A 14,647-nucleotide genomic window follows, 5' to 3' on the forward strand; every position below is an offset into this window, starting at 1 on the left:
GCGTCACCGATACTGACCCGCACCGGGGAACCCGCCGTACGGCATCGTGCCGGTGGGAAAGCGCAGCTTGCATGAGGCGAGGCGCTTGCCGCACTGGTCCTTGCTCGCGTCGCTGGTCGGGTTGTCGTTCACGTCGGCCACCGGACCGCCCGCATAGCCGCAGCCATCGCCGCGATACTTCCACGGACACGAATTGCACACGACCTGCCGGCGGGGTAGCTGCACGCCTTCCACGTCAAACGCGACCGCGAGTTCAAGCTCAAGCGTCGCGTTGTCCTCGCGCACCTTCTGGTTGATGAAAAACACGTCGTCGGGAAACGACTCGCCGGGATCGGCATACGGGTTGCCGTCCGTGAAGTTGACGGCATCGAGATAGCGCAGCAGCGTGCGCTTGCGCACGACCTTCGCGCCGACCATGTCGCGATACAGACGGCACAGCGCCGACATGATGCCCGTGACGTTCGAGACAACAAAGTGCGGGCGCGGCAACGTGCCTTGTCCCTTCCATTCGAAGCCCGTTGCCTGTAGCGGATAGCGCTGGTAGGTCGTGCCTTGCCACACCACATCGCTATCAAGCTCGTTCGTGCCGGCGTGAAAACAGACGATCGGCACCGACGCACCGAAGCGTGAGAGGTCAAGCTGGAACAGTTCGATGACCGCGCCCGGCGACAGGCTCTGAATGTCGCCCCGGATGGTCACTGGTGCACCTGCTGGAATTTCATGCTCACGTTCATCAGGCGCGAGCCGTCCGCGATCTGGTCGCCGTAGCTGAACGACCACGATGGGCAGATGACGGTCTGTGTCGAGCCGCCACGCGGCGGCGTCCAGCTAAACGCATCGACGCCATTGCGCGCTTCAAGGAACGCGAGCACGTCCTGAGCGACATCGGGCGTCGCGCTCCTGATCGACACTGACCAAACGCGATCCTGCGTGTTGATGCCTGCGGCGCGGCGCTGGGCGTAGCCATCACCGAACTGCGCGAGAATGACGCGCGGTTCAAGCTCATAGCTTGCGTCGCTCACGCACCAGTCGAAGATCGCGCCAGCGGCGCGCGGCTGCAACTGGCGGAATGCCGCCAGCCATTCATCGAACGTGGTAATCATGATGCGAGCAGGCCTCCGCTGCGCTTCTCGGTCGCGATGACCTGTCGCACGACCGCGCTGATACGCTTGCCGAGTTCGATCGCCTTCGCTTCGTCGCCCTTGGTGTCTTCGGTTGCCGTGTCCTTGTTGACGTTCACCGTGACGTTCACGCCACCCGTGCCTAGCTGTTCGCTGGTGAGAATGCGGCCCGGCACATTCGGCGCGAAGTATTCACCGCGCAGCTGCGATTCATTGACGCGATAGAACTGGCCCGGCGCGACCGTGCGACCCGACATGGCACCGCCGCCGAACAGGTCCATCAGGCTGCTCACCCATCCCGTATTGCCGTCCCCGCTGACCGACTTGACCAGCGGCTCGAACACGTTCTTGTAGACAAGCAGCTTGGCAATGTCCTTCAGGATCGAGGTCACCATCTCGGAGAACGACACGCTCGCGTCCTTCGTGCTGAAGATGAAGTCGACCAGCGCATCGGATGACTTTTTGCCGAACCCCTCGATGGCCTGCTGGATATCCTTCAACTGCTGCTTCATCGGGTCCATGTCGTCGAACGCGTCCTTCATCTTCTGCGCGTATCTAGCATGAAGCTCGGCGGCCTGTTCAGCCGTCACTAGCTGTGCTTCCTGCGCCTTCTGCAATTCTTCGATCGAACGCTGATACTCACGGGTGGGATCGATCGAATCGAGTTGGGCTGACGCCCAATCCTTCAGCGCTTCGCGCTGGTCGATCAGCGCCTTGTCGGCGTCCTCGCGGGCCTTGGTGAGTTCATCCTGTACGCGCTTGGCTTCCTCATTCGCGGCCGTGACATTGAGGGTTTCCTGCTTGATCGCGATAAGGCTCGCCTGCTGCGAGGCGGTGAACTTCTGGAACTTCGGGTCGGACAGCAGCAGCTTCATTTCATCGCCATTCGCCTGTGCGCTGCGCAATGCGGCGGCCAGCGCTTCGAGCATGTTTTTGTACTCGTCGATTTCCGTCTTGGCCTTCTTCGCGGCCTTTGCGTTGTCGTCGAGGTTCTTCGTGAACTGGACGACCGGGCGCGAGTCGATCGACTTCCATGCGTCCGCTTCGGCTCTCGCGGCTTTCTCCGACTCCGACGATGACGACCGGATGCGCACCTGCGCATCGTGGACCCTGGTCAGATCGTCGCGCGCCTGATTCCATGCGTCCGACACGATCTTGGCGGCGTTCTTCATGCCGTCGAACGAGGCGGGCTGGTTCAGTGCTGTGCCAACGGCGGTCGCGAGCTTGGCGAAGGAACTGAGTGTGCCTGTCAGGCCGACGATCACCGACATGGCCGTCTTGCACGTCACGACAATGCCGTTGAGCACGCCGTTCCATACCGTGCCTTCCGTCGCGGCATCCTTCATGATGCGCACGACCTCGCTGATCGCGGGTTGCAGTTCGGTCGCCATCACCGCCGCCGCACCTTGCGTCAGATTGCTGACGCGCGTGAGGTCGTCGTTCAGGTCCGACATGGCCTGCGCAGTCTTCGTGCTGACGATCAGCCCCAGCTGCTCGGCTTCGGCCCGCGCCGCTGCAATGCCTTCCTTGCCGCCGTTCAGAAGCGGTATCAGCGCCTGACCTTCCTTGCCGAACAGTTGAGTGGCGACGGCCGCTTTCTCGGCACCATCGGCATACTTCGTGAATGCGCCCGCGACCTCTTCAAAAGCCTTGCCGGGGTCCATGTTCTGAAGCTCGCTGACGTTCAGCCCCAGCGCCTTGAATGCCGCCGCGCTATCCGATAGCGGATTACGGGCTTCGAGCAATGCCTTTTGCAGACCCTTGAAGCCGGTCGTCAGTGAGTCGAGACCGACGCCCGCGAACTGGCCCGCGTACTGGAGCGCGGACAGTTCCTGGGTGGTCGTGCCGATACGCTGCGCGAGTTTGCCGAGCGCATCGGCGTTGTCGATCGCCTGCTTGATCTTGTCGGCAAAGCCCTTCGCGAAATTCATCGCGAAGTCCGCGCCCGTCATGAGCGCGGTGGCCGCCGACGACTTCGCAATGCTCGCGAGCGATGAATTGATTTCGCTTTGCGCTTTCGCCATGTCGGTGCGAAGGCGCGACACATCGGCGGCAAGTTCGAAGATAAGTGAACCAGCGGATGCCATGCGTTACCCCCATGCGGCAATTTCATCGTCAACATCGAGCAGCACGGGCGCGTCCTCGGTATCGGATGAAAACAGCAGGTAGGACCAGCAGAAAAGTTCGTGGGAGTCCATGCGCGCTCTAACGTCCCCCGCCGTCATATGCAGGTGTGAAGCGACCGCATAGACAAGGCGCGTGACGGGGTTCGCTAGATGTTTCCCACGTTGTCCCGGCTCAGCCCGCACACGCGAATCGCCGCGGCGCGAAGATCAAGCCAGTCCACGTAGCACTGACCCGGCAGCTTCGCGAGCAGCGCGGGCGTGAACCGTTCGCCGTGCTCGCCGGTCGCACATTCCGCGACCAGCGCGCGATACGGCACATCGGTGTCTTTCGCCCGGTCCGCACCACCGACGATCCGCTCGATGGTCGAGGGTGCGGGAGCGGTCATCGTCACCATGCCGAAGTTGCGCGTGTTGACCTTCTCTGCAAGTGGCTTCGGAATTTCAAACAGCACGGGCGGCTTGGCCATGTCGTTCATATCGCCTCCCTACGCCGCCGTGACGATGACAGGGGCGGCGGACACAGCGCTGCCGGGCGTCGAGTCGATCGTCGGCGTCACCATCGTGGTGAAGCTGCCGGCCGCCGCATAGCTATGCTGCGCGGTGGTGGCATCGTCCGCGAGGTCTTCCGTTGCCGAGCCGTCGCCCCAATCGACCGTCAGGAGATCAGCATTGCCGTTTTCCTCGGTGACAGTCAGCGTCACGGCGAGCGGCGCAATGCCGGTGGTGGGCGCGACAGAGGCCGTCAGCACATACGGGGGAGCGGTCACAGTGACGCTGTTCTGCGACTTGAACGGTGCACTCGCGCTGCCGCTAATCATCGCGGTCACGACCGGCTGGTACGCGCCCGCTGTCGCATAGGTATGCGTGGCTATGTTGCTGTCTTCCTCGACGGGTTCGCCGTCGTCTTTCCAGTCGATCAGGAACGACGACGCCTTGCCGCCTGCCTCGTTGATGGTCAATGTCACTTCGAGCGGCGCATCACCCACAGCCGGTGACACGATCGGGATCAGCACATAGTCATCGGTGGTCTGTCCAGGGGGCATGGTGAGGACCGACGAGCCCGTAACCTTCAGCGTGGCCGAACCCTGCACCGCCTGATCGACGCCGCCGGATTCATTCACCGACTGCACGATGACGGGCAGCGTGCGCACCGCCTTGTTCCGGTAGATGATCTCGAACATGCGTGTCTTGCCATCTTTCTGCGCATCGACCAGCTTCTGATAGTCGGGGTCGGTCGGGTCGATGAAAAAGTCGAACGTCAGCGTGCCGGGATCGGTGAAGCCGATAAGATAGGTTTTCTCGTCATCGCACAGGGTCGTCGTGTCGATCTGTGCGGCGGCGTTCTGGTTGATCTGGTAGGACACCGCGCACACGTCGATGAAAGCGTGCAGCACATAGCGCGCGTTGGTCGTGCTGAAGGTGGCCGTTTCCTTCGAGGTATCGCTCCCTGCAAGCGTAGCCGACTTCGAATCGCGGTCGATGTTCTGGATCACAAAGGTCCGGTTATCGAGGCTCGACCAGCCCGTGCCGCTGAACATCACGGGCGCACCGTTAGCGAGCTTTGATACATCGTCGAAGACAGCGACGCAAGGCGCAGACTTGCTCGCGTTCTTCACGGTCCCCGTCGCCGCGGCCGCGGCGTCGAGGTCTTCCAGATACATCTTGGTTTTCTGCGCGCTGATCGCCTTCTTCATGCTGTCACCTCTTCAGGTCCGGTCCACGTCGTGATTTGCACCATGCGGCGGTTAAGCCGCGTCTCTACCTCGTACAACGACTGCTCGTTCTGCACGGTCGGCTCGTGGTCGCTGGCGCGCAGTGCGAGCTTCACGCGCTCCATGTTTCGCCGTGCTTCCGCGCGGGTTCGCGCGTAACTGTCTAGCTGCCACTGGACTGAATCGAGCAGCGCATAGCCGCACATCGAGTTCTGCGGGATGGTGGTGATGTCCTGATAGATCAGGTACGGCTCGATCGCGCCGCTCGGCGCAATGGGCGTGAATACGCGCCCCGGCATCGCGCTGTCGAGGATCGAGAACAGTTCGGATTCGGTCATGGTTCGTACCTGACGCCGTTCGCCTTGCACCACTTGGCGATCTGTTTCTGCAAGGCTTCATTGAGCTTGCGGCCCGCTTCGTCCTGCTTGGCTTCGCCAGCGGGACGCAGCCACGGCTTCGCGGCCATGCGCGAGGTGCCGAATTCGAGGAAGCGCCCATAGAACGGGTCGTCACCATATGGCTTGATGACATTGCCCTTGCGCGTCTTCGCGTTGTTCTTCGGGCGCTTGAGCTTCACAGCGACGCGCGCTGCAAGGCCGGTTTTCTTCATGCGTCCGCGCGTCACGCCCTTGGCGAGCGTGCCGGAATAGCGCACGCTTGAACCGAACTGCGTTTCGACGTTGCGCTTGGCCTGATCCATGACAGGCTTCGCGGCGGTCATCAGCGACGAATACAGCATGTCGCGCTGGACCTTCTCGGGCAGCGTTTCGAGAAACGCATCGAGTTCCTTCAACCCCTCGACGCCGGCAATCTTCAGGCTCATGGCTGGCCGCCTGCGGTATTGGTGCCGCTGCCGCACATCAGATGAAGCTCGGACATGCCTTCATAGCGCGGCAGTACCGCATCGACGCAATACACGGTGTCGCCGCTCGTGCGCGTATGGATGACGCGCCACATCGAGGTCACGTCGTCGCGCCAGCGGATGCGGATACGCGTGGTGACGCCTTCGCGAAACGCGGCGGATTGCAGCCACTCGCGTCCGCTCACGGATTCGATCGCCGCCCACACCTGACCGTGATCGAGCCAGTCGGTTATTACGGGCTCGCCTGTGTCCGCGTCGATCTGCACGACGGGCTCCTGCAGCTGCACGCGGTGACGCAATGCGCCGGCCGCCATGCCGGTTGTCTTGGTTGCCATCGCGCGTCACTCCATCGCGGGGTCGCGGCGCTGGTGCAGCAGATTGCACACGGCCCACGGCAGATATCCCTGTTCCCACGTCTGCGCTTCGACGCCATCGGGATCGCGCAGAAAAATACCCGTCAGCAGCAGCGTGGCCTGCTTCACGTTCGGCGGGCATGGGTCTTCGTCGCTATAGGGGAGCTTGCGCTTGAGATAGGCCATCACCGCGTCGCTGGCGCCCGTGATCGCGAGTTCGATGGTGGTGTCGGGAAAATCATCATCGAGCCGCAGCGCAGCGCGTGCTTCATCGGCCGTCACGAGGTCGCCTGTCATGCCGCTTCTCCCACGACACGCATGCGCGCATCCTTGCCGTCGCGCCCGCGCTTGGCCGCAAGCGTCCACGCATCGCCGCCTGCATCGGGCCGGGTGTCGGTGGTGGCGTTGCAATGCCAGAGCGAACCCGCCCACGTCACCACGTCACCGGCGCGGTACGTTTCGTCCGCCTGATACACGCCGCGATAGATCAGCACGGGCAGCGCGAACGTCGCCGTCTCATGCGCACCGCCCGAACGCTCTATATGCACGGTGAAGCTGCGTTCGCTGTCCATGGTCACGCGTGTCGACGCAATGCCATCGACGACGCACGACCAGCCGTGCGCGCCGTGCGTGTTCGCATGCGCGCGCCAGATGCCCCCCTGATGCTGTGCGAGGGTGCCGCGCGGATAGTCGCGCGCGAAGTCGATCACGGGCAGCATGTCGATCTCGAACGCATCGCGTCCCGGCTCACCATCTTTCGGCACCGGGATCGTGCGCGATTCGATCGCCCTGATGCGTTCGGTAAGACGTTCGCCCAGGGCGTCGATGCCGTTCTGCAGGTGGTCGATCGCGCGCCGGTTCTCGACGGTCTGCCGACCGTGTTCCTCGTGCGCGCGGCGCAATCCTTCGATCGCCTCGGTATGGTCCTTGGCGGGCGGGCTCGGCACGTTGATGACGGAATCGCGCTTCTCCAGCGTCTTGATGCGATCGGCGATGCCATCGATGGCTCCGACCAGACGATCAAGTGCGCGCCGGTCCTCGACGGCCTGCCTTCCGTGTTCCTCGTGCGTACGGCGCAGGCCTTCGATCGCTTCGGTATGATCCTTGACGGGAAAGCTCGTCACATTGACCACAGGCTCACGCGCGCTGGCCTTTTCAAGCGCATCGAGCCGCGCGCCGAACGATGTGCAATAGGAGTGGACGTGCAGCCTGATCGCGCGCGCGATGACGCCCAACAGTTCGTCGGGTATTCCGGTCACGTCACGCATGGTCGTCTCCCTCCGTCAGACCCGCCAGAAGCTGCCTGAGCCAGCGCGAGGCACGCTCCTGACCGGATTCGCGCGCGGTGTCGTCGTCGGCGTCGCCGCTGTTCGGGCTGGTGCTGGCGGCCTGTTCGCCTGCGGGCGCGGGATCAGGTTTGGCAAAAGGCTTGTTGCGGTCGCGCTCGTCGAGCGCGGCGAGCGAATAGTTCTGCTGCTGCATGTAGGGCGTGTCGCCGCCTTTCATGGGCCGCAGATTCAGTTTTTTGCGGGCCTCGTTCGGGGCCGCGATACCGCCGCCGACGGCATCGGACAGCGTCTTGACCATCGTCGCGGTATCCATGCGCAGCAGGCCGTCGAGGTCGAGTTCCGTGCGGTAGGTATCGGGCAGCGCGAGCCCTTCATCCATGCAAAGCTCGAACGACTCGATCAGCGACTGGAGACACTGGCTGTAGTAGTTCTGTGACAGCGCCTCGATGTTGTTATAGGTGGGTGCGGTGCCAACGCCGACCATATAGCCGGGGACGTGAAACACGGAACAGACGATTTCGCTCGTCATGCGAAGCTGCTCGATCAGCTGCGCATCGACGGCCGTCATCGTTAGCGGTTCGTATTTCAGGTTGTCGCCCAGGACCGCAATGCGCCCGCGATTCTGGCCGCCGTAGTTTTCCTCCCAGCGATCTTTCAGGCGCTTGGCCGTCTCGTCGCTGATCGCGCCGGGCGCGACGAGAATCCCACCGGGCTCCGCGCCGTTCTCGAAGAACGCGGCGCTGTCGTTGAGGATCGCTAGCCCCTGTCGTGCGGCGAGCGCACACGCGAACAGCGGCGAGGTGCCAACGAGCGGATGAAACAGACAGTTCATCCGGTCGTGGATGATCTCGCTGGCGGGCACGATGACCTGCGTGTCGCCCTCGGTCACGACGCCCGCCAGCACGTCAATGTCGAGTTGGTAATAAACGCCGCCGTCATCGGCAACGAGCGGACGCACGCGGCTGGGATCGAGCACGTAGAGCGCGACGACCACTCCGCGGTTATCGCGCTCCTTGAGCACATAGGTGTTACCGCGTGTGAGCTTGGACATGATCCAGTTCTCGACGAACTGGATATGGTTCTGGTAGCGGTTCGGCTTGCGCAGGACGGGCGAAAACGCCGGTGACTGCGTCTCGATCCAGATCGCACCATCGGCTTTCATCAGCCGCACGGCGAGTTTCCCCACGTCGGCGCTGATAAGCGTGATGCACGCATAAACCGCGTGGTACGCAAGGATGGTTTCGGGCCGTAGCTCGATGTTTCGCTGCCATGCGCCCGAGAACGATTCGCGCACGATCAGCGGCCACCAGCCACCCGAGCCGAACGGCCTGAGCGTGCCACTGCCGACCGCATGCGCGTCCATCGGCACGGGCTTGCCGCGCGCCGCGCGTGAGACCGCGATATCGAAGCCCAGGAGTCGCATCATTCATCCCCGGTATCGCCCGCGTCATCCGTCGCGCGCATGTCACGGCGCTTGTAGCCGCTGCGGGTCTTTTTCGTGCTTTTCTGCGCGTCATCGGCCTGCGCATCGGCGGCCGTGGGCGCTTCCGGCGCATCGGCCTTGCGTCGCGCCTTGCGCGTCGCGGGGGCGTCGCCTGCGCGTTTCTGGCTCGCCGGCGCGTTCGCCGCGGGTAGCGCGACCCGGCCGGTTGCACTGAGAAGCTTCGCGTCGCGCTCGCTCATCTCGATTTCATCCCCCGTCGCATAGTGCCGGTTGCCATAGCTCAGGGCTCGCTTCGCCTTGACTTTCATCACGCATCTCCCAATGAAAAAGGGCACCACTACGGGTGCCCTTCGTGCCACGCATCACGCTTCGCAGATCAAGCGCCGCCGCCGTCGTCTTCTTCGGGCGCAGCGTAGTTCGCGCCGCGAATGTACGCACAGGCAAGCGCGCGGCGCGGCTTCCAGTTGATGAAGCGCTCGGCGCGCAGCGCGATCATGTTCTGTTGCCACAGACTGACAAGCTGCGCGGGACCGGCTGCCGGTGCATCGTTCATCTGCAGGCTGGCTTCGCGCGACGCGTCGAGCGTCACACCGCCATCGTCAGCCATCAGCACTTCAGACGGCTTGACAAGGATGATCGCGTACAGGCCGTTTGCATCTTTCGGCACGTTGGTCGAGCACACCACGGGCAGACCGAAGAACACACCGCCGTTCATGTCGATACCGGGGAACTCGACCTGTCCGAGCGGATTGACCATCATGCCGATCGTCAGCGCCATCACCGGGTCCATGATCCAGTACGCGCCCGCCACCGATGCATTGTTCGCGGTGAACGCCGAGAACAGCGAACGCACGTCGGTGCGCAAAGCATCGGCGGTCGTGCCGCTCGCGTCGATATAGGTTGCGTTATGGGTGATCGACTCCGGCGATACGCCTTCGACTTCGGCCTTGGCAGGATCGACAAAGTCATGGTCGAGCAGTTGCGTGATCGTTTCGACCAGATCGCGCTGCACGATCGCTTCCGCGCTTGGATTGGAGAAGCGAACCAGTTCGTCGGTCAGCACGACAATGCCCGCGACCTTCGCGAAGCCGAGGCGCATGGTCTCGAACGCGAGCGCGCTAACCGGCTTCGGTTGACCTTCACCGACCCACTGCGCCGTGCTTGGTGAGGTCTGCGCGGGCATCTGGATATTGAACGGCACGCGGCGGAACCCGTCGATGCGGCCGATGATGGTGGCAGGCCGCAGCAGTTCGATGAACTCGCCGGTCATGTTCTGATACTCGACCAGCGGAGCCGCCCATGCGGGGTCGGTCGTTGTACCCGCGGCGACGGCCGCACGCAGCACCGCCGCGACCTGCGGTGTGCTGTCCTGCCACGCCTGCGCGATCGCGGCCGCCTGCATCAGGTTGCCGCGCGAACGCGCGAGCGCGATCGCATAGCGCGTGAACGCCGTGCCTTTCGGCAGGTTCTGCTGCACGGTGACGCTGCGTGCCGGTGCAGCCGTATTCGCGCCGGCTGCCGCGCGTGCGGCGCTCGCGCTCGCCGGATCGGTGACGATGATCGGCGATGCGCTGCGCAGGACCTGCGTCTCGATGGTCTTCAGGCGGTGGATATGACCGTCGATTGCTTCGAGGTCCTGTGCCAAGCCGTCAAACTCTTCCTGGTGCGCCGCGTCCAGCGTCGCGCCCGCTTCGGCGGCTGCCTCCATGATTTCGGTCATGCGGGTCGTCGCCGTTGTGCGGCGTGCTTCAAACGCCGCAATCTGTTCCTGAATGGTGAACTTCATTTCACGCTCCGATGGATAGTCTGGATCACAAAGGGTTCGCGAGCGCGCGAGAGAGGGTCATCGTGCAGGCGCACGATATGGGAGGCGGGCTGTTCGATCATTGACGAGCCGTGGCCGGACGCGGCCCGCTCGCTGGCATCGATGCTGCGCACGACGTTGATCGTCGCCTCGCCATTGGCGGGAATGGTGACAAGCGAAAGCTCAAGCCATTCCCATGAGAGAAAGCGGATGCCGCCGCCTTCGATCATCGAATATTCGAGCGGGCGAAACCCGATCGACACCGCGCGGATCAGCCCGAGCCTGACGGACTGCCATGCTTCGTCGAGCCGGTCTTTCAGTGAGCCGGGCTCGTCGATATCAAGGATGCGCGCCTTGAACGGGATGCCATCGGCCTGCGGCTTCGCAAGCTCGACATGTCCCACAGGCGCGTCACTGCGGTGTTGCCAGAGCAGCGGCATGGGCAGCGCGTATTTCGCACCGAGCGGTTCGACCACATCCTCATAGCGGTCCGGTGACGGGGTGCTCGCAATCCCTTCGATCGTGCGCGTCTCTTCGTCGGTGCCGCGGACTTCAAGCAGCGTATAGGCCCGTTCGAGCTTCATGGTGTGTACCTCGCTTCAGAGGAAAAACATCTGGTATTCCGGCTCGCGCTCGGTCTTGCCTTCGAGCAGCAGCGCCACGGCCATCGTCAGCGCCACGATCCCGTCAATGCGACCCGTGGCTTTACGCTTGTTAAAGACGCGGTTGTTCTTCGGGTCCGTTTCCGTCACGGTCGACAGGACGTTCCATCGCAGACACGGATTGAACGCGACGCGGAGCTTGCGCTCGAAGACGAGCTGCTCCACCTGTTCGATCGAGCGTGGCATCCACAAACCCGACTCGGCTGCGCGAAAGAAACCCTGACCATGCGGCACGAGCCTGATTGACAGGTTCTCGTCGTCGAGGTCGCGCTCGAAATACTTGATGCGGTACGGATCGAACGCGAGCCCGCCGATCGCCAGTTCCGCATCGAGCGCGGCGAGCCGCCTCACCACATCGCCGTAATCAACCGCGCGACCCTTGCACGCGTGCAGAAAGCCCGCCTTGACCCATGCTTCATACGGCACGCGGTCATGGTTGCCGCGATCGCGCATGGTGTCTTTCGGCGTCCAGAACTCGACCAGCGCATCGACGCTGCCATCGTCCTGTTCGCACGCGATCGCGAGCGCGGTCAGGTCGCGCGTGCCGGAAAGGTCGAGGCCGCCCGCGATGCGCCGGCCGTGCATCCGTTCGAACAGCGCATCACGTTCGCGCTGCGCGTTAGCTATGACCTGATTCCAGCGCGACTCCCGGTCGGCTTCCTGCTCGCTGGCGGGTTGCGCGATGGGCGGCGCACCGACCTCGCACCTGCACCACAGATCCGCACTGATCCACGGATCGGCCGCATCGACCCACTGGCAGAAGTTCAGGCGCCGCACGGTCGATTCGAGCGACGGCATACCGCGCGCCTGCCGGACCTGCTCGCGCAGGTAGTCATTCGCGATGGTCGAGCCGAGTGACGGATTGGCCTTGATCCAGCACGACTCGTCATCGAACGGTTCTTCGCCTTCGTCGAGCGCGCACACATAGGCGAAGTACGCGTCGTCATCGATCACGCCCGACGACACGCGCGCGCCATACTCGTGCTGTTCATAGCAGACGGACGTGCGATCAAAGCCGCTGTTGGTAATCATCAGGATCAACGGCTGCCGTCTGCCTTTCTTGCCCGCGCGCATGATGTTGATGACGGTCGGGCTCTTGTGCTCGTGAACCTCGTCGATCAGCCCGCAATGCGGGCGCGGTCCGCTCTGGCCGCTTTCATCTGATGCGATCGGCCGGAAGAACGAGCCCGTCTTCACATACGCGATGTTCCACACGCGATCGTCGCGGCCCGACAACGTCGTGCGCGATGCAAGCGCGGGGGAAAGCTGGACCATCGCGACGGCATCGCGGAACAGCACCATTGCCTGATCGCGCCGCGTGGCGGCCGCATACACTTCGGCGCGCGCCTCGCCATCGGCCACGAGCATGTAAAGCCCGATCCCGGCCGCAAGCGGGCTCTTGCCCGATCCCTTGCCGGCCTCGATGTAGACCTCGCGAAAGCGGCGCGTGCCGTCGTCGCGCTTCCAGCCGAAGATCGAGCCAACGACGAACTGCTGCCACGGCAGAAGCTGGAACGGCTTGCCCTCGAACTCACCGCCGTTCAGGTTCAGCACGTCATGAAAGAAGTCGATCGCGCGCTCGGCCGCCGCACGATCCCATCGCAGGCCGCGCGCACGCGCGTACTTCAGATCGCCCAGATGCCGCCGGCACGCGTCACGCACGTGCGGACCCGCGGCCGACTTGCCCGACACGACAGCGCGCGCATACGCGCGCACGGGATCAGAAGTACGTGTCGGCCTTGCTGGGTGCTTCGCCGTTGTCATGCAGATCGACTTCGAGACGAGCGCGCGCCGCAGGCGTCATGCCGAACTCGTTGGCGAAACGCTGCATCAGCATCATCGAACGGTTCGCCACGCCGACCAGCGGATTCTGGATAGCGTTGCCGTTCTTCGTCTTTATCATCAGCGCGGCCGTGAGCTTGTCGCGCTGCTTCATGCGCAGAATCGCGTCCTCGGCCTCGCGCCAGCGCGCATACGCCTGACAGTAGGCGGCCAGCACCGCGCCGTCGATCATCGTCAGCACACCCGACATGTACAGTTCCGGTGTGATGCGCTCCCACTCCTCGAGTGCGTAGCCCACGAGATGCGGCGGCGGCTGCGGAATGCCGCGCCGCGGCTTCGGCTCTTTCTTCGGCAGCGGCCGCTTTTCGCGGTTGCCTTCGATGATGCGCAGTGCGGTCGGCTTACGAGGTTGCGGCATGATGGTCCTCGACCTCAGGCTGTGCGGACTGTTCCAGCAGGCCGCGCACGTGCAGCGCGATCGCGCGCATGAACAGCGGCGGCACGCAGTTGCCGATCGCCGCCCACCGTTCCTCAAACGTGCCACGCAGTACGAACGGGTCAGGGAACGACGCGAGACGCTTCGCTTCCGCGATCGTGATGCGCCGGTGTTCGCTCGGGTGACACGCTTCGCACGCGCCGCCAGCGCCGCCGTTGCGCAGGATCGTCGGACTCGGCTTGTCCGGGTCCAGCCGGTGCAGCCCGTATAGCTGGCGGTTCGGGTGATACTGGTCGCCGCTTTCGCCCGGCTGCATGCGCAGCAGCAGCCGGTGAACGATGCGCGATTCAGCGAAGCGTGCGAGCCTGCACTCGTCCGGCGTATTGACGAGCCCGTGCCACGCTTCGCGCACGGTCGGCGCCAAGGCGAACGGCTTCGGATGCGAGGCGACGACGCCACGCGCGGCCAGATCGTTCCTGATGCCAACGATAATCATGCGCGGGCGCATCTGCGGCACGCCGTAGTGACCCGCGACCAGCACACGCGCGCTGACCGTATAGCCCGATGCCTTCAGTTCGCGGATGATGTCCGCAAAAATCAGGCGCATCTTGCCAACGACCATGCCGCGCACGTTCTCCATGACAAATGCACGCGGCGCGAAGGCGCGCAGCAGCCGCACGAACTCCAGGAATAGCTGGTTGCGGCCATCGCCAAACTTGCGCGCGCCAGCCGTCGAAAAGCCCTGACACGGCGGCGACCCGTCGAATACGTCGAGTTGTCCCGGCGAGAGCCGCGCGAGGCGCAGCGCGTCGTCGCTGGACAGCGCCGCGATATCGCCCAGGTGCAGCGGGACATGCGGAAAGTTTTCGCGGAACGATGCAGCCTGCCTGTCGCTCCATTCGACGGCGAGCCTTTCTTCAAAGCCCGCCATCGAATAGCCCAGCGACGAGCCGCCGCAACCCGCGAACGTCGAGACGACGGTCGGCGCATCGGGCGCGCGCGGCGCGAGATGTGCCTCCCACGCCTCATTGAGTCGGTGGTGATAGGCCATTGTCG

Annotated in this window: 17 protein-coding genes; all 17 read right to left on the minus strand. The window is 63.7% G+C overall.

Annotated features, from left to right (window positions below; all coding sequences use genetic code 11):
- Positions 1-3 precede the first annotated feature (3 nt).
- Entirely contained in the window at positions 4-699 is a 696-nt protein-coding gene (locus tag C2L65_RS25225) for a phage minor tail protein L (RefSeq protein ID WP_042312377.1), read from the minus strand.
- On the minus strand, positions 696-1,103 hold the full coding sequence (locus C2L65_RS25230; protein WP_052426959.1) for a phage tail protein: 408 nt from the start codon (positions 1,101-1,103) through the stop codon (positions 696-698). Before C2L65_RS25230 ends, C2L65_RS25225 begins: the two co-directional genes overlap by 4 nt.
- On the minus strand, positions 1,100-3,208 hold the full coding sequence (locus tag C2L65_RS25235) for a phage tail tape measure protein (protein WP_042312375.1): 2,109 nt from the start codon (positions 3,206-3,208) through the stop codon (positions 1,100-1,102). Before C2L65_RS25235 ends, C2L65_RS25230 begins: the two co-directional genes overlap by 4 nt.
- A 185-nt stretch (positions 3,209-3,393) precedes the next feature.
- Positions 3,394-3,714 carry a hypothetical protein gene (locus C2L65_RS25240; RefSeq protein ID WP_156132362.1) on the minus strand — a complete coding sequence of 107 codons (321 nt, stop codon included), beginning with the start codon at positions 3,712-3,714 and terminating at the stop codon, positions 3,394-3,396.
- A gap of 18 nt (positions 3,715-3,732) precedes the next feature.
- Positions 3,733-4,941, minus strand: coding sequence for a phage tail tube protein (locus C2L65_RS25245; RefSeq protein ID WP_042312370.1), 1,209 nt, complete (start codon positions 4,939-4,941; stop codon positions 3,733-3,735).
- A complete protein-coding gene (locus C2L65_RS25250) occupies positions 4,938-5,297 on the minus strand; it encodes a DUF3168 domain-containing protein (RefSeq protein WP_042312369.1) in 360 nt (119 codons plus the stop codon). The genes C2L65_RS25245 and C2L65_RS25250 overlap by 4 nt, the downstream gene beginning before the upstream one ends.
- Entirely contained in the window at positions 5,294-5,782 is a 489-nt protein-coding gene (locus C2L65_RS25255; protein WP_052426958.1) for an HK97-gp10 family putative phage morphogenesis protein, read from the minus strand. Before C2L65_RS25255 ends, C2L65_RS25250 begins: the two co-directional genes overlap by 4 nt.
- A complete protein-coding gene (locus C2L65_RS25260) occupies positions 5,779-6,156 on the minus strand; it encodes a phage head closure protein (RefSeq protein ID WP_052426957.1) in 378 nt (125 codons plus the stop codon). Before C2L65_RS25260 ends, C2L65_RS25255 begins: the two co-directional genes overlap by 4 nt.
- Positions 6,157-6,162: 6 nt before the next feature.
- Positions 6,163-6,471 carry a head-tail connector protein gene (locus C2L65_RS25265; RefSeq protein ID WP_042312367.1) on the minus strand — a complete coding sequence of 103 codons (309 nt, stop codon included), beginning with the start codon at positions 6,469-6,471 and terminating at the stop codon, positions 6,163-6,165.
- A complete protein-coding gene (locus C2L65_RS46420; protein ID WP_052426956.1) occupies positions 6,468-7,442 on the minus strand; it encodes a hypothetical protein in 975 nt (324 codons plus the stop codon). Before C2L65_RS46420 ends, C2L65_RS25265 begins: the two co-directional genes overlap by 4 nt.
- The gene (locus tag C2L65_RS25275) at positions 7,435-8,889 is read right to left on the minus strand and encodes a phage portal protein (RefSeq protein WP_233446541.1); all 1,455 of its coding nucleotides are present in this window, start codon (positions 8,887-8,889) and stop codon (positions 7,435-7,437) included. Before C2L65_RS25275 ends, C2L65_RS46420 begins: the two co-directional genes overlap by 8 nt.
- On the minus strand, positions 8,886-9,215 hold the full coding sequence (locus tag C2L65_RS25280) for a DUF7210 family protein (RefSeq protein ID WP_042312364.1): 330 nt from the start codon (positions 9,213-9,215) through the stop codon (positions 8,886-8,888). The genes C2L65_RS25275 and C2L65_RS25280 overlap by 4 nt, the downstream gene beginning before the upstream one ends.
- A gap of 68 nt (positions 9,216-9,283) precedes the next feature.
- Positions 9,284-10,693, minus strand: coding sequence for a phage major capsid protein (locus C2L65_RS25285; RefSeq protein ID WP_208647214.1), 1,410 nt, complete (start codon positions 10,691-10,693; stop codon positions 9,284-9,286).
- Positions 10,690-11,295 carry an HK97 family phage prohead protease gene (locus C2L65_RS46425; protein WP_208647215.1) on the minus strand — a complete coding sequence of 202 codons (606 nt, stop codon included), beginning with the start codon at positions 11,293-11,295 and terminating at the stop codon, positions 10,690-10,692. Before C2L65_RS46425 ends, C2L65_RS25285 begins: the two co-directional genes overlap by 4 nt.
- A gap of 15 nt (positions 11,296-11,310) precedes the next feature.
- Positions 11,311-13,137 carry a terminase large subunit gene (locus tag C2L65_RS25290; protein WP_042312362.1) on the minus strand — a complete coding sequence of 609 codons (1,827 nt, stop codon included), beginning with the start codon at positions 13,135-13,137 and terminating at the stop codon, positions 11,311-11,313.
- Positions 13,094-13,573 (minus strand): phage terminase small subunit P27 family, encoded by a 480-nt coding sequence (locus tag C2L65_RS25295; RefSeq protein WP_042312360.1) that lies wholly within the window; start codon positions 13,571-13,573, stop codon positions 13,094-13,096. The genes C2L65_RS25290 and C2L65_RS25295 overlap by 44 nt, the downstream gene beginning before the upstream one ends.
- On the minus strand, positions 13,557-14,642 hold the full coding sequence (locus C2L65_RS25300; RefSeq protein WP_052426955.1) for a DNA cytosine methyltransferase: 1,086 nt from the start codon (positions 14,640-14,642) through the stop codon (positions 13,557-13,559). The genes C2L65_RS25295 and C2L65_RS25300 overlap by 17 nt, the downstream gene beginning before the upstream one ends.
- Between the last annotated feature and the right edge of the window lie 5 nt (positions 14,643-14,647).

The sequence above is a fragment of the Paraburkholderia terrae genome (assembly GCF_002902925.1).
Lineage (GTDB): Bacteria > Pseudomonadota > Gammaproteobacteria > Burkholderiales > Burkholderiaceae > Paraburkholderia > Paraburkholderia terrae.